The sequence below is a fragment of the Parafrankia colletiae genome (genome assembly GCF_001854655.1).
Lineage (GTDB): Bacteria > Actinomycetota > Actinomycetes > Frankiales > Frankiaceae > Parafrankia > Parafrankia colletiae.
Window position 1 is genome coordinate 63,164 of sequence record NZ_MBLM01000127.1, and the last position, 18,031, is coordinate 81,194.

Here is an 18,031-nt window from a genome sequence, read left to right on the forward strand (position 1 = left end):
CAGAGGAAAAAGCGGGCGAACCCTGGTGGCGGCGCGAGGTCAGACGGGCGACCAGATGGGCGATCCCCGCTGCGCACGGACCGACGGGATGACCTTGCCGTCGATGTCCTTGATGCCGTACTCGGTCGCCAGCTCGGCGGTGATGAACGTGCCGCCCGACCTGGCCATGACGTCCGGGTCGACGGCGAGGGCCGCGATGACCCGTCCCGGGAACTCCGGCGAGCTGCCGATCAGCGGGTTGGTGACCGTCTGCGCCTTCATCGACGGGTCCCGGGCCAGATTGCGCTCCGCCCGTTCGGTGAAGGTGAGCCCCTGCCACAGCGACAGGGAGGCGACGGAGTGCGGCTTCAGCTCGATCGCCATGTCGCGCGCCATGCGGTCGACCGCGGACTTGCAGGTGCCGAAGACGACCCCGTAGGTGTAGGTGACGCCCACGTACCCCGAGGTCGCCACGATGAGGCCCTGGCCCTGCGGGACCATGAGACGGGCGGCGTGCCACGCCGCGACGAAGTTCGACCGGACCCCGACGTCGACCATCTCCCAGTTCGACAGCGGCTTCTCCCAGAACGACCCGGGCTCGGTCAGGTCCTCGGGCAGCGAGAAGGCGTTGTTGACGAGGATGTCCAGCCGGCCCTGCTCGCGCTCGACCTGCTCGAACAGCGCGGCGACCTGCCCGTCGTCAGCATGGTCGACCTGTACCGCGACGCCGTGTCCACCGCGGCGGTCGACCTCCGCCGCGGTCTCCCCGACCGTGCCGGGGAGAGCGTGCGAGCCCGGCACCACCGTCCGCCCCGTGACGTACACCGTGGCGCCGTGGTCCGCGAGCGCCAGCGCGATTCCTCTGCCGATGCCCCTGCTGGCTCCAGTGACGACAGCGACTTTCCCGGCGAGGGAGCCCATACCAACTCCAGTCTGCGATCGGTGCCCGGGGCGGGTGGACACGGCCTGGCGGCGGGGCTCGTCGCACACACGTCCGCATGCGCCGACGGTCGCGCCCGCCACCCGCCGGCCGTCATGTCCCGCTCCCCGGCGCGCGGCGAATCCCCCGCGACGACGCACCTGAGAATATGAGAGTAATCCTTTCAAGGATAGATGTTTTTCGCCGTCGCCTAACGTGCTAGTGCCACCCCCGACCGAACCCCGGTATGGCCGGCGGCCTGCTGCACCCCCACGGGTCTCCGAGGCCTCCCGAGGCGGCGGGACGGATCATCGACACCCGGCTCCGACAGCCGCCTCGCCCAGGGGTGGTCCGCACGCGGAGTTCCGATGGCCCTGCGCATACGCGCAATCGCGCATCGCACGACCGCGCGCCCCGCGCGACCGCCGGCTCCCGGTGGCCGCCCGGGGCGCCGGGAGCCAATATCACGCCCGGAGGGTCAAACGGTTAATTGAGCCGCCGCCGCGCCCGGGCGGTTCTCCGGCCGGCTTTTGGTCAATACACGGTGCCTCCGCACGGGCCCGGCCGGCGGCGGGATCACCGGTCACCCCGGGGCGCCATGATACGATGATCCATTATCAGCTCTCACAAGGATCCAGATGTCTGTCATCAATGACCGTGCGCACGTCGACCGCCTCCTCAGCGAGTTCGCGCGGACGACCGACGAGATACTGACACTCGAAGAGCTGCGCACGCGCCTTCTGAGCGGCCGGCAGCTGATTATGAAATACGGTGTCGACCTCACCGCCCCGCATCTGCACATCGGCCATGCGGTGAACCTGTGGATGTACCGCGCGCTCCAGGATCTCGGGCACCGGGTCGTGCTTCTTCTCGGTGATTTCACCACGCAGATCGGCGACCCCACCGGAAAGAGCAGGACGCGCCCGGTCCTCTCCCCCGAGGAGATCGCGGCGAACGCGAAGCAGATCCAGGAACAGGCCACCCAGGTGCTGCGGACGGATCCGGAGCTGCTCGAGGTCCGACCGAACTCCGAGTGGCTGAACGCCATGTCACCGTCGGAACTGCTCAGCGTCATGTCCCGCGTGACCGTCGACCGGCTCCTTTCGCGGGACATGTTCCGCAAGCGGATGAGCGAGGGCCAGTCCATCGCCGCCCACGAGCTGGTGTACCCGATCATCCAGGGGTGGGACTCCGTCTGCCTGCGCGCCGACCTCACGATCATCGGAAGCGACCAGCTCTTCAACGAGATGATGGGGCGTTCCCTCCAGGAGAAGGAGGGCCAGGCGCCCCAGGTCGTCATCACCACGAAGATCACACCGGGAATCGACGGCGGGGAGAAGCAGAGCAAGAGCCTCGGGAACTACGTCGCCATCAGCCACAGCCCGCGGGAGAAGTTCGGCCGTCTGATGCGGGTTCCCGACCAGTACGTCGGCCAGTACCTCTCGGTGTACACCGACCTGCCGGCGGAGCGGATCCAGCAGGTGCTGAGCAAGCAGGAGTCGGCACCGATCGAGGCGAAGTACGACATGGCCACCGCGGTCGTCACCCGCTGGGACGGCGAGGCCGCCGCCGCCGCGGAGCGGGAGTGGTTCATCACGACCTTCAGCCGCCGCCAGGCACCGGCAGACGCCGAGCACGTCGTCATCGACACGGCATCCGTCCGGATCCTGGACCTGATGCGCACCCTGCTCGGCGCCGGGCCGTCCAAGGGCGACCTGCGCCGGCTCATCGAGCAGGGCGGGGTCACGGTCGGCGACGACCGCATCGACGACATCGAGGCGGTCATCACGGTGAGCGCCGAACCGACCCCGGTGAAGCTCGGGAAGCGCCGCTGGTTCCAGATCTCCCACCCGGTCGACTGACCCGCAGCACTGCCAGGCCGGGTCGCGGATCCACCGGCCGGAGCCGGTGGATCCGACCGGTGCCTCAGCCCGCCGCGTCGGCGGTTGCGGCCCCCTCGGAGGTGGCAACCCCGGGGGCGGCGCCCGCCGGGGGCAACCGGTCGAGGAAGTCGCCGAGCCGACCGGCGAACACGTCGTTGTCGTCGCCGGCGACCATGTGGCCGGCGCCGGTGACGTCGACGTACTCGGCGTGCGGGATGAGCTCCAGCAGCTCCGCCACGCCCTGCTCGCTGACGATGTCGGACTGCTTGCCCCGCACCAGCAGGGTCGGCACCCTGATCGCGCGGGCCGCGGCATGGAGCGGTTCGGGCTGGTGGGCCGGCGTCGAGCCGGCCCCGGCCACCGTCGGGCCCCGCAACGCCTGCTGGATCTCCAGCGCCCGGTCGGCCTCCTCGCGGATCCGCATGAACGCCGGATCCCAGTGCCAGAACCAGCGCCCGTCCCGCTGGCGCAGGTTCTTCCGCAGGCCGTCGAGGTTCGCCGGGCGCCGGCGGTGCGGGTTGTAGGCGCTGATCGCGGCCGACGCCTCCTCCAGCGAGGCGAACCCGTCCGGCGCCGAGGACATGAAGGCGAAGATCTTCTCCGTCCCCTCGGGCTCCACCCGGGGCGTGATGTCGACCAGCACCAGCGCACGGCCGAGAGCTGGTTCCTGCCCCTGCGCGATCAGTGCCGCCATGCCCCCCATCGAGGCGCCGACGAGGACAGGCGGCTCGCCGAGCTGGCTGGCGACCGCCCGCACGTCGCCGACGAGCGTCCGATAGCCGTAGTCGCCGTCCGGTGACCAGTCGCTGTCACCGTGGCCGCGTGCGTCGACCGCGACCGCCGACCAGCCCAGGGCGGCGAGACGCTCCCCTGTCCGCTGCCAGGAGTGCCGGGTCTGCCCGCCGCCGTGCAGCAGCAGCACGGTTCCCCTGCCGCCACCGCCGGCGGGATCCCAGCGGTCACCCGCCAGCCGCACTCCGGCCCCGTCGAACGACCTCTGCACGCGCGCGCTCACCGACCGCCTCATCCCCTCGTCGCCTCGCCGCCTCGTCTGTGCGGCACCGCAGCACCGCAGCACCGCACGCAGGCGGCAGCACTCATGACCTGGTTTCTCCAGCCAACCACGGGCGAGTGCCGGGTGTGGACGACTCCCTTGTCCAGCGAATCGGTGGAGGCCCGGTCGCGGCGGCGATAATGTGCAGTTCCAGGACTTACCTCCTGGCATTTTCCGCCGCCCTGCCGGTGTTGCAGCGGCGGCGGTGCGGTCCGCGTGCAACAGCGGGCTGACGGCCGGCACATCTCCATGTCGTCGTCGATGGGCGGAGTATGGACGAGTTCCAGGTCAAACGCTGGAAACGCTTCGGGCAGGACCGGCTGTACGTGAACTTTCCCGATGGACGAAACRCCGCCTGTTTCGATCTGCTGACCGGGAGGCTCGACATCAYGGCCGACGGCGTCGACCGCGACACGGTGCTTTCCGTCCTGAGCCCGCATCTGAGCACCATGCCGGCTCTGAGCACCATGCCGACAGCGGCAGCGGTTCCGACCTCGGCCACCAGCCCGGCCATGAGCCCGCCCTCAGCAGCCAGAGGCGCCCGGCGGGGCCACCCGGCCAGACCCGACGATCTTGCGGTGAACCAGCCTGGTGCGGCCATCGAGGCACTGCTCGCCGAGCTGGAGCCCGGTTTCTGGCGGGCGCTGGTGGACCGCCTGCTACGGCGCGAGYGGCCGGAGACCGAGGGTTGGCGGACGGGCCTGGTGGGCGAGCGGATCGTCGCGGCCGAGCTCGCTCCGCTGGAGTCCCGCGGCTGGCGGGTGCTGCACTCGATCCCCCTGGCCAACGAGGTGGACATCGACCATCTGCTGATCGGCCCCGGCGGGGTCTTCACCATCAACACCAAGCACCACCACGGCGGCCGGATCTGGGTGGGAGACGAAGCCGTGCGGCTGGGTCCCCGTGCCTACCAGTACGTACGCAAGGCCCGCGCCGAGGCGCTGCGGGCCTCGACGGCGCTGAGCCGCGCGTGCGGTTTCGACATCTGCGTCGCCGGCGTGCTGGCCTTCGTCAACGCGGAACAGCTCACGGTGGTGGACACGCTGAAGGACGTCTATGCCGTACACCACGACGACATCGGTGCGGCCTTCGACGTGGTCCGGCCGGTGTGGGGACCGGCGGACGTCGAGCGCATCTACACCTGCGCCCGGATCCCGGCCACCTGGGTGGGTGTCTGAGCGGCGGGGACCGTCAGGACGCCCACTCGCGTACCTGCTCGATCGCGGCGACGCGCGCATGGTGGTGTGCGGCGAGCGGCGTCACGTTCAACGTCGTCGCACCGGCCTCGGCGTAGGCGGCGAGCCGCTCCTGGAGGTACCCGGGCGGGCCGATGAGCGCGGTGGCGCGAAGCAGGTCGACGGGTACGGCCGCCTCCGCCTCCTTCTTCCGGCCGGCCAGATACAGCTCCTGGATGAGCTCGGCCTCCCGGACGTAGCCATAGCGGCGGGCGAGGTCGTTGTAGAAGTTGCGGCCCTTGGCGCCCATGCCGCCGACGTAGAGGGCGGCCATCGGGCGCATCAGGTCGAGCAGGCCGTCGGTGTCCTCCCCGATCGCCAGCGGCGCGGCGACGACGACGTCCAGGGGGCCCAGCTCGGGGGCGCGCCGGGCGGTGCCCTCCGCCAGGGCCTCTCCCCACACCTCGCCGGCCTTCTCCGGGTGGAAGAAGAACGGCTCCCATCCCTCGGCGATCTCCGCGGCCATCGCCACGTTCTTCGGCCCGATCGCCGCGAGCAGCACCGGGATCCGCTCCCGCACGGGCTGGTTGATGATCTTCAGCGCCTTGCCGAGCCCCGTTCCCTGCTCCGGTGGCAGCGGCAGCGTGTAGTGGCGGCCGGCGTACTCGAGCTTCTCCCGCCGCCACACCGCCCGGCAGATCTCGACGACCTCCCGGGTGCGGGCGAGCGGGGCGTCGTAGGGCACCCCGTGGAAGCCCTCGATCACCTGCGGCCCGGATGCGCCGAGGCCGAGCGTGAAACGGCCGCCGGAGACGAAGTCGAGGCCGGCCGCCGTCATGGCGGTCAGGGTCGGCGTACGGGTGTAGATCGGCAGGATGCCCGAGGCGATCTCGATCCGCTCGGTGCGCGCCGCGAGGAACCCGAGCTGGCTGACCGCGTCGAACGAGTACGCCTCCGGGACGAAGACGATGCCTAGCCCCGCCTTCTCGAAGTCACCAAGCTCCGCGACAGCCTCGGTGAACCCGCCGCTGTAGTTCAGCGGCATTCCGATCCGCATGCGTCTCCCGTCCCCTGCCTTCGATTCCCGACCTTTCCGGTCTTGCGCGTGCCTTGCCGCTGCCAGCTCCCAGCCTCGGTCCTCGGCCTCCTGTCTCGGCGCGAGGCCCTCGGCGCGGAGGAGGCTACCGAACCAGCCGAACCGACTCCTGTATGACGCCGCCGACCAGCCTGCCGGCCCTCGTCCCCGGCCCGCCCGAAGGAGACGGACGCGGAGCGTTCAGACGATCCCGCCGGGCAGCATCACCGGTTTGACGACCGCGCCGGACAGCGATGCCTTCTCGGCCGTGTTGATCTCCGCCAGCGGAAAGGTCTCGATCAGCCGGTCGAACGGGAACCGGCCCTCCTGCCACAGCTCGATCAGGCGCGGGATGAGGACCTGCGGGTCGGCGCCGCCCTCGATGATCCCGGATGCCGTCCTGCCCAGCAACGCGGCCGGGTCGAGGACGAACGGCTCGTGCTGCAGGCCCACGAGCCCGCAGTGGCCGGTCTGGCGCAGCACGGAGATGGCGCGCGCCGCGACGGTGACGTTGCCGGTGGTGTCGATGCTGAAGTGCGCCCCACCGCCGGTCAGACTCCGGATGCTGCGGGCCAGGCGGTCGGCCGTCCCGTCCAGAACGTGGGTGGCTCCCAGCTCGCTGGCGAGCGCCAGCCGGCTCTCGTGGAGATCCACGGCGATGATCGGGTCCGCACCGACGACCTTCGCGGCCATGACGGCGGCAAGGCCCACAGCACCCGCGCCGAACACCACGACGCTGCTCCCGGCGGTGATGTTCATCCCGACGAGGACCGTGCCGGCGCCGGTGAGCATGCCGCAGCCGAGCGGGCCGAGCTTCTCGAGCGGCAGTGCCGGGTCGACGACGACCGCGTTGCGCTCGGTCGCGATGCAGTGCGTGGCGAACGACGACTGGCCGAACCACCGGGCCGCGATCTGCTCGTTCTGCGAGTCGTACGCGCAGGTCGACCCGTCGACCCGGCGCCCGAGCATGTTGCGGCCCAGGAACGTGTCGCAGTAGGGCGGCAGCCCCCGGCGGCAGTTCGCGCACTCACCGCAGGAGTCGAACGACAGGACGACGTGGTCGCCGACCGACACCCGCTCGACCCCGGCACCCACGGCCTCGACCACTCCGGCGCCCTCGTGCCCGGTGATGATGGGCGGCGGAGCGAGGGGGTCTCCCTGCCGCGGCAGCATGTCCGAGTGGCACATGCCCGCGCTCACGACCCGGACCAGCAGCTCGCCGGGCCCGGGCGGGTCGAGGACGACGTCCTCGATCAGATAGGGGCCGGTGGCCTGACGCAGCACAGCCGCGGTCGCCTTCATTCGAGGCCTCCTGGTTTCGTCGGTCGCTCTGGCTCCGCCGTTCGCTGGTTCCGCAGTGTCCGCTGGTTCCCGGGAACGACGCGACTTCCGGAACCCTAGAGCACCGGTATCCGGCGTTTCAACCAGACAAAGAGACGGCGACCTGATTCCCACGCCCCGCACTCGGGACCCACGGGACCATCAGCGGACGCCAGACCCGGGCACCTGTTGGCCGGGCGGGCACCACTGYTCTCGGCCGCGGCGGTTGCGCGGGCCGGCCGGCGGAATTGCGTTCCGGGCTGCCCGCACCAGAGCACGAACGGCGGCTCCACCGATGGCACGCCGGGGCCGAGCCGCGCGAAACCTGCTCGCCAGCAAGCGAATCGAGAGAGCGGCTGCGCACATTCGCCGCCCGCCGGAGAGAAGCGGGATTGCGACATCTGACACAGATCACCTGCGTTTACCGCACCGTGCATCGCCGGCGGCGGCGACGCGACGCGAGAGGAGTGGCTGACAGCGGCGCCGCGGCTCGCATGGTACTGCTATAGTCCGCTTCGCCGACAGCAAAAAGGCGGAACAGGATCGACTCACATTACATTCTTCTTCGGGAGGCCCGCAGATTGAGAAACTTTTTATCACTGTTATGCTGTGCAGTCACTCTCGTCGGCACGACCGCGTTGTCCGGCTGCCGGCAGGACAACGTACCCCAGGCGGCCCCCTGCGATACTCCGGGCGTCACCGGGCAGGAAATCGCTGCCGGGCTCGTCTATCCGGACTCGGGTCTCGGCGCCGACATCTTCACCCCGTTGCGTGCCGGCGTGGACGCCCGTTTCGGGGCGGCCAACGCCGCCGGTGGGGTACACGGCCGCCAGATCACCTACGAGACGCGCAACGACCAGGCCCAGGCGGCCGTGAACCGGGCCGTCAGCCAGAAGCTGATCGAGGAGGGCGATGTCTTCGGCATCCTCCAGGCCAGCGTCGCGTCCTCCGGAAGCGCCGACTACCTCGCCGAGAGAGGCGTTCCGGTCGTAGGCCTCGCGGTCGAGAAGGTATGGACTCGTTACCGCAACATGTTCACCTTCGGCTACAGCTTCACCGGCGACGGCGCGGTGGACACCTTCGGTAGATTCGTCCAGGAGCAGGGCGGCACGCGCGCGCTGATCTTCTACAACGCACTGGACGCGACGGTGTCGCCACAGATCGCTCAGCAGTTCACCACCAGCCTCGCGGCGGCCGGTATCAGATCCTCCTCGATCGGCGGCGACAACGATCCGTCACCGGACCAGATCGAAGCGCTCGAACAGCGGATGCGGGCAGAGGGCGCCGACACGATCGTGGGGGCGATCGGGGCCGAGGGCCTGGCCGAGATCGTTACCGCGCTGCGCCGGAACGGGCTGCCCGTCAAGGTCGTCCTCAGCGGCAGCCAGGCACCGAGCAGGGAGCTGCTCGCCCAGTACGGTTCCAGCATCGCCGGCCTGACGACATTCACCAGCTACCGGCCGCTGGAGCTGAACTCACCGGCGATCGACGCCTACCGCACGAACATGGCCAGGTTCGCCCCCGAGCTGCAGGATGCCAACCAGACCCTCGCGCTGGTGGGGTACATCGTCGCCGACATCTTCGTGCGCGGCCTGCAGGAGGCTGGCGCCTGCCCGACCCGGCAGAGCTTCATCGACGGCCTGCGCGCCGTGAAGAGCTATGACGCCGGCGGTCTCCTCAACGCCATCGACTTCGGCGCGGACTTCGGGAAGCTCGAGGAGTGCTACTCGTTCACCCAGGTGAACGCGGCCGGCGACCGTATCGAGGTCGTCAACCCCAACTTCTGCGGCCGCCGGCTGGGCTGAGCCGGCGCGGCGCGGTGGCCGGCGGCGCGGCAGGCAGCAGGCGGCCTCGTCGGACGAGGAGTGCAGCGGAGTGCCTGCGGACGGTAGGGGCGGGATGTCCCTTAGGCGCGTCACGTGCACTGTGGGCCGTGAACAGGCTAGAGTCCGCCGGTGCTGATCATTGGGGTTGATCTGACGTGATGGGGCAGACGCACGTGCTGAGCGGCGCGGTGGTCTGGCTGGCCGCGGCGCCTGTCCTGTCACGGGAGGAGTTGCTGGGGTCGTACTCGGTGCCGCTGTCGTCCAGCCAGCTGATCGCCGGCGCGGTGGTGGCCGCCGGCGCCGCGCTGCTGCCCGACATCGACCATCCGTCCGGACGTATCGCGAACACGCTGGGGCCGGTGACGAAGACGCTGTGCCGGTGGGTGAGCCGCGCGGCGGGAGGCCATCGGCAGGCCACGCATTCACTGCTGTTCGCCGTCGCCATGGGTGTCCTGATGTGGGCGCTCGCCGAGTACGTCCGGTACGGCTGGTGGGCGGCGCTGTTCATCCTGGTCGGATTCGGGCTGCGCGGGCTCGGCCTGGACTTCAAGGGCCACGAGTTCTGGTCGGGCCTGAAGGACTGCCTGGCCGCCGGCGCCGCCGTCTACCTCATGCACGACCTGGACATGGGCTTCGCCGGGATCGCGGTCACCCTCGGCTGCCTCGCCCACCTGCTCGGGGACTGCCTGACGCCGCGCGGCTGCCTGCTCCTCTGGCCAATCCCGTGGCGGATGGAGACCGTCCTGGTGCCCCGCACCGACGGCCGGGTCGAGCGGCTTGTGGTGGTGCCGGTCCTGACCTGCGCGGCGATCGTGCTGACGTCCGGCGTCCTGGTCGGTGACAACCCGTTCCTGTGGTTCGAGCGGATCCCGACCGGCTGAACGGCACCGGGCCGTTACCGTGTCGATGTCCGCCTGTTCCCCAGGAGCGCGCCTGCCCGCGCGCGGCACCGCGAGGAGTGTCCGGTGGCTCTGCTCGACCTGACTCCCGAAGAACTGCTGACGACGACGCGCAGCGTGCGCAGGCGGCTCGATCTGGATCGCCCGGTCGAACCGGAACTGATCGAGGAGTGCCTGCGGATCGCGCTGCAGGCACCCTCCGGGTCGAACCGGCAGGGCTGGCACTGGATCGTGGTGACCGACCCCGAGCTGCGCGCCGGCATCGCCGAGTACTACCGCAGGAGCGCCCTCGCCTACCTGGACGACGCCGACAGGCGCAACGCCGGCTACACCGGCGACCGGGCCGCCATCCAGGGCCGGGTCACCGACTCGGCGCGGTATCTCACCGAGAACCTGCACCGCGTGCCGGTGCTGGTGATCCCCTGCCTGGAGGGGGATGTCGCGACCGTCCCGCCGCAGGCCCAGGCAGGGTTCTGGGGGTCCCTGCTGCCCGCGGTCTGGAACTTCATGCTGGCCGCGCGGCTGCGCGGGCTCGGCACGGCGTGGACGAGCCTGCACCTGGCCTACGCCGGTGAGGTCGCCGCGCTGCTGGGCATCCCGCCCGGCTACAGCCAGGGCGCGCTGATCCCCGTCGCGCACACCATCGGCACCGACTTCCGGCCGGCAGCCCGGGATCCCCTCGAGACCATCCTGCACCGCGACCGCTGGTAGCCGCGGCCCCTGGCTGCCGCGCCCGCTCGGCACGGCTCGGACCGCTGCTGTCGACTCAGACCGCGGGTGTCGGAGCGGCTGGCGGCCGCCGGCCCCAGGCGATGGCGGTGGCGGCGGCGAGGTCGAAGAAGCCGGGGTCGGCGAGCAGGTCGAGCGCCTCGTCGAGAACGTCGGCGGCGACGAGCTGATGCTCGAGGATGTGCGGGCGCAGGCGGCTCAGGGTGAGCGCCCAGCACAGTGCGGAGGCGTTGGCCCCGCCGGTGGCCGGCAGACTGACCGTCAGGCCGACATCCAGCAGGCCTCGGTCCAGCAGCGGTGCCGGGAATCTGCGCCCCCAGGTGGCGTCCGTGCCGATCGTGACCGCGAGGACGTCCTCGACGGCGTGCATCGCCCGGCGGAAGGCCGGGTGCGGCGAGGAGCCGACGGGAAATCCGGCGATCGACTCGACGACAATCACTCCGCCGGGTGCCAGCCAGGCCACCAGGCGGTCCAGGACCTCCTCGCGGGCTGGCAGGTGTTCCAGCACGAACCGCGCGTGGACGAGGTCGAACGGCCCGCCGGGCGGCTGCGGGTCGCAGGTGATGTCGTGGTGCAGGACCGTCAGGTTCGGGCCGGCGAGGTCGTCGAGGGGGCGAGGGTCGATGTCGGTCGCGACGACGTGACCGCCGGCGGGCCGGACCCGGCCCGCGAGCCAGGTCGCGACCGTGCCCGCGCCGGCGCCCACCTCCAGGCAGCGCCAGCCGGGGCCGACGCCGAGATCGTCCAGGACGCGGGCGGTGGTCGGGTCGCAGACCGCGGCCATCGCCGCCAGTCTCGCCCGTTCGCTGTCCTGCGCGCCGCCGAGCACGTCATCCCCGTAGCCACGCATGCCCTGATCATTCACCGGAGCATTCTCTCAGCCCGCAGGCGCGGGGTGGGCTGCGAAGAAGTCCCAGATCCTCGCCGTCGCGTCGAGGGCCGTCGAGGGGGTGGCGGCGCCGAGGCGCTGCGCGAGGGTGTTCGGGTCGCCGCCGGGYCACTGGTGCCCGGCACCGTCGATGGTGATCAGCTCAACCGCGCGCCCTTCGGGGCAGCGTGCGGCCGAGGTGGTGAGCACGCCCGCGACCGTCACCTGCGGTGCGGAGCAGTCGTCATGGCTTCGCCAGGCGGCGTGCACCTCGGGGACGGGCGGGCCGTCGATACCGGCGTTGCGCCGGTTGTAGGGCTCTCCCGGAGCGCCGTCGTAGCGGATCGCCGTGTCCTGCGCGCCGTGGATGTGCAGGATGGAGGCCTGTGCCGGGTCCGGGCAGTCGACCAGCATGGTCGTCGACACCGCGCCGACGCCGGCGAAGAGGTCGGTCTCGCACGCCATCCGGTACGCCATCGCGCCGCCGTTGGAGATGCCGGCGACGAACACGCGCCGCGGGTCGACCGCGATCTGGCCGCGCAGGGTCGTGACCATCTCCCTGATGAACGCGACGTCGTCGACGCCGGAGGCCGCGGCCGGGCCGCAGCACTGGCCGCCGGCGTTCCAGGAGTGGTTGGTCCCGTCGGGGAAGGCGACGAGGAAGCGGCCGCTGTCGGCGACCCGGTCCCAGTGGTAGCTGGTCTCGGCCTGGACGCCGTTGCCGTACCCGCCGTGCAGCATGACCACGAGCGGGGCGGGCTCGACCAGCCCGGCCGGGCGGTACAGGTTCACCGTCCGTTCCACTCCGCCGACCGTGAGCGTCTGGCTCGACCGGCCCGCCGGGATGGCTGCCGCCGAGCCGGCGGTGGACGGGGTGGGCCGCGGCTCGCCGGCCCTCCCCTGCTGCAACGGACCGGACCGCCGCTGCCCGGGCTCGCAGGACGCCAGGAGCAGGGCGAGGACAACGGTCACGAGCAGGGTGCAGCCCAGCACCATCCGCGGCCGCGGCCGCGGGGAACCGATCGAGGTCGACATACCGGCCAGAATAGGCAAGCCCCTTGCCTATCTGCAATGGGACGATGGGTCGGTGACGCAGATGTACCGCCCGTTCGCCGCGCCGACGACGCCGGCGCTGCTGCAGATGGTCGCCCGCAGGCAGGCCGCCCGGGTGGCCGAGGGCTTCGCCGCCGCCGGGCTCACCGACCTGCGCCCCGGCCACGCCCAGCTGCTCGTGCCGCTGCTGGGCGGCGGGCGGCGGGTCTCCGAGCTCGCCGACGGCCTCGGTGTGACCAGGCAGGCCGTCGCGCAGGCCGTCACCGTCCTGGAGCGGGGTGGCTACGTCGAGCGGGTCGCCGATCCGGACGACGGTCGGGCGCGACTGGTGTGCCTGACCCCGCACGGCATGACCGCCCTGCGCGCGATGCGCCGCACCGCACTCACGCTGGAAGGCGAGTGGTCGCGACACCTCGGCCCGGACGGCCTGGACCAGCTCCGGGAGCTGCTCACCGCGCTCCTGTCCGAGGACGGCGGCGGATCCCGGAACGGCGCCGGGAACACCGCAGGCCGCTGAACCCGGGAATCATGGTTGCCCGCGATGTCGGAGATGTGCTAGACAGGTGCCCAACACGGTTTGGGCACCCGCCCAAAAAGTTCTCTGCCGTGCATTCGACTGCCCCGGAGGAGAGCGGGTTGACCGACTGGAAGACGATCGATTTCTTCAACGACGAATCGCTCGTCGAGAACCCGTACCCCTATTTCGACACACTGCGTTCGGCGTGCCCGGTGCTGCCGTTGCCGCATCTCGGAGTGGTGGCGGTATCCGGCYACGCCGAGGTCACCGAAGTGTATCGCGACGTGGAGACGTTCTCGTCGTGCAACTCGGTGGTGGGCCCGTTCGCGGCGTTTCCCGTGCCGCTGGAGGGTGACGACGTCGGCGACGTCATCGACACCTATCGCGACCAGCTGCCGATGAACGAGCACATGGTCACGATGGACCCGCCGATGCACACCAACGAGCGGGCGCTCGTGATGCGCATGCTGACGCCGAAACGGCTCCAGGAGAACGAGGCGTTCATCTGGGGACTTGCGGACCGGCAGCTGGACGAGTTCCTCGCCGACGGCCACTGCGAGTTCATCCGTGCCTTCGCCCAGCCGTTCTCCATGCTCGCGGTGGCCGACATCCTCGGGGTGCCGGAATCCGATCACGAGCGGTTCCGGCAGGGCTTCGGTCTCAGCACCAGCCCGGGCATGATCGGATCCGGCGGTGACGGCGACGGCGAGATGAACGCGCTCGGCTGGCTGGACGAGTGGTTCACCCGGTACATCGAGAACCGGCGCGAGACCCCGCGCAACGATGTGCTGACCCAGATGGCGTCGGCGGTGTACCCCGACGGCAGCACCCCCGACGTCGTTGCCGTCGTCCGGGCCGCGACGTTCCTGTTCGCCGCCGGACAGGAGACCACCGCCCGGCTGCTCGGTGGCGTCCTGAAGTACCTCGCCGAGAACCCGGAGGTCCAGGACGAGCTGCGTGCGCACCGGGAGCTCATCCCCGACCTGATCGAGGAGACGCTGCGGCTCGAGAGCCCGGTCAAGACGGACTTCCGGCTCGCTCGGCGGACGACCACGATCGGCGGTGTCGAGGTGACCGCCGGAACCCCGGTGATGTTGCTCAACGGAGCGGCCAACCGCGATCCGCGGCACTTCGAATGCCCGGCGGAGTTCCGCATCGACCGGCAGAACCTGCGCCAGCACGTCGCCTTCGGGCGCGGGGTGCACTCCTGCCCCGGTGGTCCGCTCGCCCGGGTCGAGGGCCGGATCAGCCTCGAGCGCATCCTGGACCGCACCCGCGACATCCAGCTCGCCGAGAAGCACCACGGGCCGCCCGGCGACCGCCGCTTCAACTACGAGCCGACGTGGATCCTGCGGGGTCTCACCGAGCTGCACCTGGAGTTCACCCCGGTCGAGGGCAGCGCCCGATGAGCCGGGTCGCCGTCGTCACCGGCGCGGCGTCCGGCATCGGCCTCGGCGTGGCCGAGCAGTTCGTCGCCGACGGATACCACGTCGCGCTGCTCGACCGCGACGGCGACGCGGCCACCACGGCGGCGGAGCGTCTCGCCGCCGTCGGCGCGAAGACGCTCGCGGTGGCGGTGGACGTCGGTGACCGCGAGGCGGTGCGGGCCGCCTTCGACCAGGTGCACACCGCACTCGGGCCGACCGAGATCCTGGTCACCAGCGCGGGCATCGAGTCGTTCGTCCCGCTCCTCGACCTGACGCCGCAGGCGTGGGACCACATGCTCGCCGTGAACCTCACCGGGACGTTCAGCTGCGTCCAGGCCGCCGTTCCCGGCATGATCGAGGCGAAGTGGGGACGGATCGTCACCATCTCCTCGTCCAGCGCCCAGTCCGGCGCGCCGAACATGGCCCACTACGCCGCCTCCAAGGGTGGGGTCATCGGCCTCACGAAGTCGCTCGCGCGGGAGCTCGCCGCCCACGGCATCACGGCGAACACGATCCCGCCGACGCTCGTCGACACCCCGATGGCACGTCGCGGCGAGGCCGAGGGCGGTGTCCCCGGCATCGACGTGATCGCGGCCATGGTCCCGCTCGGCCGGGCGGGGACACCGGCGGACATCGCCGGCGCCTGTTCCTATCTCTGCTCGGAGGCCGGTGGTTACGTCACCGGCCAGATCATCGGTGTGAACGGCGGCATGTACATCTGACGTCGCTCCGCTGCCCAGGCAACCGGCCGCAGAATCCGGGTGCCAGGGCTGCACCGCCCCGGGTGCCGGGTGCCGGACGTTGCGGCGCAGGGGCCCGGGTGCGACGGCCGGTCTGTCCGTGATGAGAGCATCCGTACCATGCCAGCGAGCAGACGGGCGCTTCTCATCGCGGCCGCGGCGGGCGGTCTTGCCGCGGGATGCGGAACGGACAGCCCGCCGCCGAGCGGTCCCACTCCCGCCGGCGGCGCCGGCACGGCGGGCGGCGTCACCCCGCCGCCCGCCGGTGATCCGTCGCCGTCCGGCCAGGCGGCGGCCTCACCCACGGTCGGGCCCGTCGCAGTGCGGCGGACGACGTTCGCGAGCACGGCACGAGGCCGCCACGTCGGCATGGTCGTGGTCGCCCCCACCACCGCGGGCGCACCCTCCGCCGCGGGCGCGGGCGAGCTGCCGGTCTGCCTGGTGCTGCACGGGCGCGGCGACAACGCCGACCGGGCGGTCGGCCTGCTGGGGCTCGACGCGCACCTGACCGCCGCGCTGGCGACCGGCACGGCACCGTTCGCGCTGGTCACCCTCGACGGCGGGGAGACCTACTGGCACCGTCGTGCCTCCGGCGACAACCCCGAGGGCATGATCCTTGGCGAGGTACTCCCCCGGCTCGCCGCGCAGGGGCTGCGCACCGACCGGATCGCGGCAACGGGCTGGTCGATGGGCGGCTACGGCGCGCTCCTCCTCGCGCGCCGCCACCCCGACCTGGTCGTGGCCGTCGCCGCGAGCAGCCCCGCGATGTGGCACTCCTACCGTGCCAGCGCTCCCGGCGCGTTCGACTCCTCCGCCGACTTCACCGAGCACGCGATCCTGGGGACGCCGCCGGTGCCAGGCGTCGCCTACCGCATCGACTGCGGCGAGGCGGACCCGTTCTACAGCGTCTCCCGCGAGGCGGCGGACGCCCTGCAGGCGCAGGAGCGGAACTTCGGCCCCGGCGGCCACACCCCTGCCTACTGGAGCGCTGTGATCCCGGCCCAGCTCGCCTTCCTCGGCCACCAGCTCGCTCGTGCGACCTGAGCCCCGGGCCGATCGGGCGGGTGAAGACTGACCCCTGAAGATCATTTTTGCGAGTGGGTGCACGTCAACACCGATGACTATCTTGACGACCGGACGGGACGACCAACGCCGGCGCTGCGGGCCCGGTGACCCGACAGCCGGCCCGGTCAGGCAGGCGGGTCCGGGGGATCCGAACCTGGCCCGATCGGCGCGAAGCCGGCGAGAACGCCGGTGAGCGCGGCGATCGCGCAGGTCAGGCCGACCACCGTCCACATGGTGGTGCGCAGGCCGACCAGTTCGGCCAGGCCGCCGATCAGCGGTGGCCCGGCCAGCCAGCCGGCGTAGCCGACCGAGCTGACGAGCGCGATCGCCGGCCCGGCGGGGGCGCCGGCGCGCACCGCCCGCTGGCCCGCGGCGGAGAACGCCGCCGGCACGACGCAGGCCAGCCCGGCACCGAGCACGGCGAAACCGGCGATCCCCAGCACGGTGCCCGACCGCGTGTCCGCGGCGGCGAGGGCAAGGGCGAACACGACCGCGGCGGCGAACGCGAGCGGACGGATCGTGCGCCGCACACCGTGCGCCTCCACCAGGCGGTCCCCCATCAGCCGCACGCCGAGCATGCACGTCATGTAGGCCACCAGGCCCACCCCGGCCAGACCCGGCGACGCACCGGTGACGTCGGTCAGGTACACCGCGCTCCAGTCAGCCGCGATGCCCTCGCCCAGGTAGCTCGCAAAGGTGATCATCGTCAGCGGGAGAAGCGGCACCGCCCACCGCAACGAGGGCAGGCGCCACCGGCTCCGTCCGCGCCGGAGCCGGCGCGGCGAAGCCCGGGGCCGGCCCACCGGCAGCGGTGCGCGAGCTGCGTCAGCCGGAAGGGCCGGGTCAGCCGGAAGGGCCGCGCTCGCGGGCCGGGTCGGCCGGTCGCCGGCGAGCATCCAGCCGGTGACAGGCAGGGCACCGGTGATCGCGGCGGCTCCCAGCACCAGGAACTGCAGACCCAGGGAGAGGCCGAGGGCCGCGGCCCCGGCCCCCAGCACCGCGCCCGCGAGGGCGCCACCCGTCCAGGCCGCGTGCACCGTCATCATGATCCTGCGGCCGAACCGGTCCTCGACCATGGCGGCCTGGGCGTTGCTCGCGACGTCCAGCGCGCAGGCCAGGGCGCTCCAGAGCGCGAGCACCGCGAACAACGACGGCACGCCGGACACCACGACCAGCCCGAGGGCCGCCGCGGCGTAGCCGACGAGCGTCACCCTGACCATGGCGCGGCTGCCGAGCCGCCCGACCAGGAGCCCGGCGATCGAGATGGTGGCGAGTGCACCGGCAGGGCCGCCGAGCAGGGCGAGGCCCAGCTCGCCGTCGGAGAGACCCAGCTCCTCCTTCACCTGGGGGATCCGCGGGGCCCAGGACGCGAACAGCAGTGCCAGGACGAAGAAACACACCATCGTCGCGGTCCGGGCCCGGGACAGCTCGCGCCGGGCGGCGGCGTCCACCGCGGGTGGAACGGCCTCCTCCGTCACTGACCGTGCCAAGGCGGGTTCTCC

The 18,031-nt window shown here is 71.6% G+C and carries 16 protein-coding genes; 9 read left to right on the top strand and 7 right to left on the bottom strand.

The window, feature by feature from the left end:
* Positions 1-39 precede the first annotated feature (39 nt).
* Positions 40-900, bottom strand: a complete 861-nt coding sequence (locus CC117_RS19675; protein ID WP_071086273.1) for an SDR family NAD(P)-dependent oxidoreductase — start codon at positions 898-900, stop codon at positions 40-42.
* A gap of 636 nt (positions 901-1,536) precedes the next feature.
* On the opposite strand from CC117_RS19675, the gene tyrS reads away from it, so the two are divergent.
* Positions 1,537-2,760: a tyrosine--tRNA ligase gene (gene tyrS, locus CC117_RS19680; protein WP_071086275.1), complete on the top strand. Its 1,224-nt coding sequence runs from the start codon at positions 1,537-1,539 to the stop codon at positions 2,758-2,760.
* Between the two features lie 64 nt (positions 2,761-2,824).
* Here the strand turns inward: tyrS and CC117_RS19685 are convergent, their stop codons facing one another.
* Entirely contained in the window at positions 2,825-3,808 is a 984-nt protein-coding gene (locus CC117_RS19685) for an alpha/beta fold hydrolase (RefSeq protein ID WP_071086276.1), read from the bottom strand.
* A gap of 299 nt (positions 3,809-4,107) precedes the next feature.
* Between CC117_RS19685 and CC117_RS19690 the strand changes: the two genes are divergently transcribed.
* Entirely contained in the window at positions 4,108-5,013 is a 906-nt protein-coding gene (locus CC117_RS19690; protein ID WP_071086278.1) for a nuclease-related domain-containing protein, read from the top strand.
* A gap of 13 nt (positions 5,014-5,026) precedes the next feature.
* On the opposite strand, the gene CC117_RS19695 is transcribed toward CC117_RS19690, so the two are convergent.
* Together CC117_RS19695 and CC117_RS19700 are read right to left on the bottom strand one after the other, a co-directional pair.
* Positions 5,027-6,067, bottom strand: a complete 1,041-nt coding sequence (locus CC117_RS19695) for an LLM class F420-dependent oxidoreductase (RefSeq protein WP_071086279.1) — start codon at positions 6,065-6,067, stop codon at positions 5,027-5,029.
* Between the two features lie 219 nt (positions 6,068-6,286).
* Positions 6,287-7,387 (bottom strand): NAD(P)-dependent alcohol dehydrogenase, encoded by a 1,101-nt coding sequence (locus CC117_RS19700; protein WP_071086281.1) that lies wholly within the window; start codon positions 7,385-7,387, stop codon positions 6,287-6,289.
* 656 nt (positions 7,388-8,043) lie between these two features.
* On the opposite strand from CC117_RS19700, the gene CC117_RS19705 reads away from it, so the two are divergent.
* The 3 genes from CC117_RS19705 (at position 8,044) to CC117_RS19715 (ending at position 10,841) form a co-directional block, all read left to right on the top strand.
* Entirely contained in the window at positions 8,044-9,210 is a 1,167-nt protein-coding gene (locus tag CC117_RS19705) for an ABC transporter substrate-binding protein (RefSeq protein ID WP_071086284.1), read from the top strand.
* Between the two features lie 179 nt (positions 9,211-9,389).
* Positions 9,390-10,112, top strand: coding sequence for a metal-dependent hydrolase (locus CC117_RS19710; protein ID WP_071086285.1), 723 nt, complete (start codon positions 9,390-9,392; stop codon positions 10,110-10,112).
* A gap of 84 nt (positions 10,113-10,196) precedes the next feature.
* Positions 10,197-10,841, top strand: coding sequence for a nitroreductase family protein (locus CC117_RS19715; RefSeq protein ID WP_071086287.1), 645 nt, complete (start codon positions 10,197-10,199; stop codon positions 10,839-10,841).
* Between the two features lie 55 nt (positions 10,842-10,896).
* Here CC117_RS19715 and CC117_RS19720 read toward each other — a convergent pair whose 3' ends face one another.
* Together CC117_RS19720 and CC117_RS19725 are read right to left on the bottom strand one after the other, a co-directional pair.
* Positions 10,897-11,709 carry a class I SAM-dependent methyltransferase gene (locus tag CC117_RS19720; protein WP_084132425.1) on the bottom strand — a complete coding sequence of 271 codons (813 nt, stop codon included), beginning with the start codon at positions 11,707-11,709 and terminating at the stop codon, positions 10,897-10,899.
* A 27-nt stretch (positions 11,710-11,736) separates the two neighbouring features.
* Complete coding sequence (locus CC117_RS19725) at positions 11,737-12,723, bottom strand: extracellular catalytic domain type 1 short-chain-length polyhydroxyalkanoate depolymerase (RefSeq protein ID WP_071086291.1); 987 nt, start codon at positions 12,721-12,723, stop codon at positions 11,737-11,739.
* Between the two features lie 100 nt (positions 12,724-12,823).
* Here CC117_RS19725 and CC117_RS19730 point away from each other — a divergent pair, with 100 nt between their 5' ends.
* From CC117_RS19730 to CC117_RS19745, 4 genes are all read left to right on the top strand, one after another.
* The gene (locus CC117_RS19730; RefSeq protein ID WP_071086353.1) at positions 12,824-13,297 is read left to right on the top strand and encodes a MarR family winged helix-turn-helix transcriptional regulator; all 474 of its coding nucleotides are present in this window, start codon (positions 12,824-12,826) and stop codon (positions 13,295-13,297) included.
* Between the two features lie 119 nt (positions 13,298-13,416).
* Positions 13,417-14,706: a cytochrome P450 gene (locus tag CC117_RS19735; protein WP_071086293.1), complete on the top strand. Its 1,290-nt coding sequence runs from the start codon at positions 13,417-13,419 to the stop codon at positions 14,704-14,706.
* Entirely contained in the window at positions 14,703-15,446 is a 744-nt protein-coding gene (locus tag CC117_RS19740) for an SDR family oxidoreductase (RefSeq protein ID WP_071086295.1), read from the top strand. Before CC117_RS19735 ends, CC117_RS19740 begins: the two co-directional genes overlap by 4 nt.
* A gap of 138 nt (positions 15,447-15,584) precedes the next feature.
* Positions 15,585-16,508, top strand: a complete 924-nt coding sequence (locus CC117_RS19745) for an alpha/beta hydrolase (RefSeq protein WP_071086296.1) — start codon at positions 15,585-15,587, stop codon at positions 16,506-16,508.
* A 146-nt stretch (positions 16,509-16,654) separates the two neighbouring features.
* On the opposite strand, the gene CC117_RS19750 is transcribed toward CC117_RS19745, so the two are convergent.
* The gene (locus CC117_RS19750) at positions 16,655-18,019 is read right to left on the bottom strand and encodes an MFS transporter (protein WP_241830255.1); all 1,365 of its coding nucleotides are present in this window, start codon (positions 18,017-18,019) and stop codon (positions 16,655-16,657) included.
* Between the last annotated feature and the right edge of the window lie 12 nt (positions 18,020-18,031).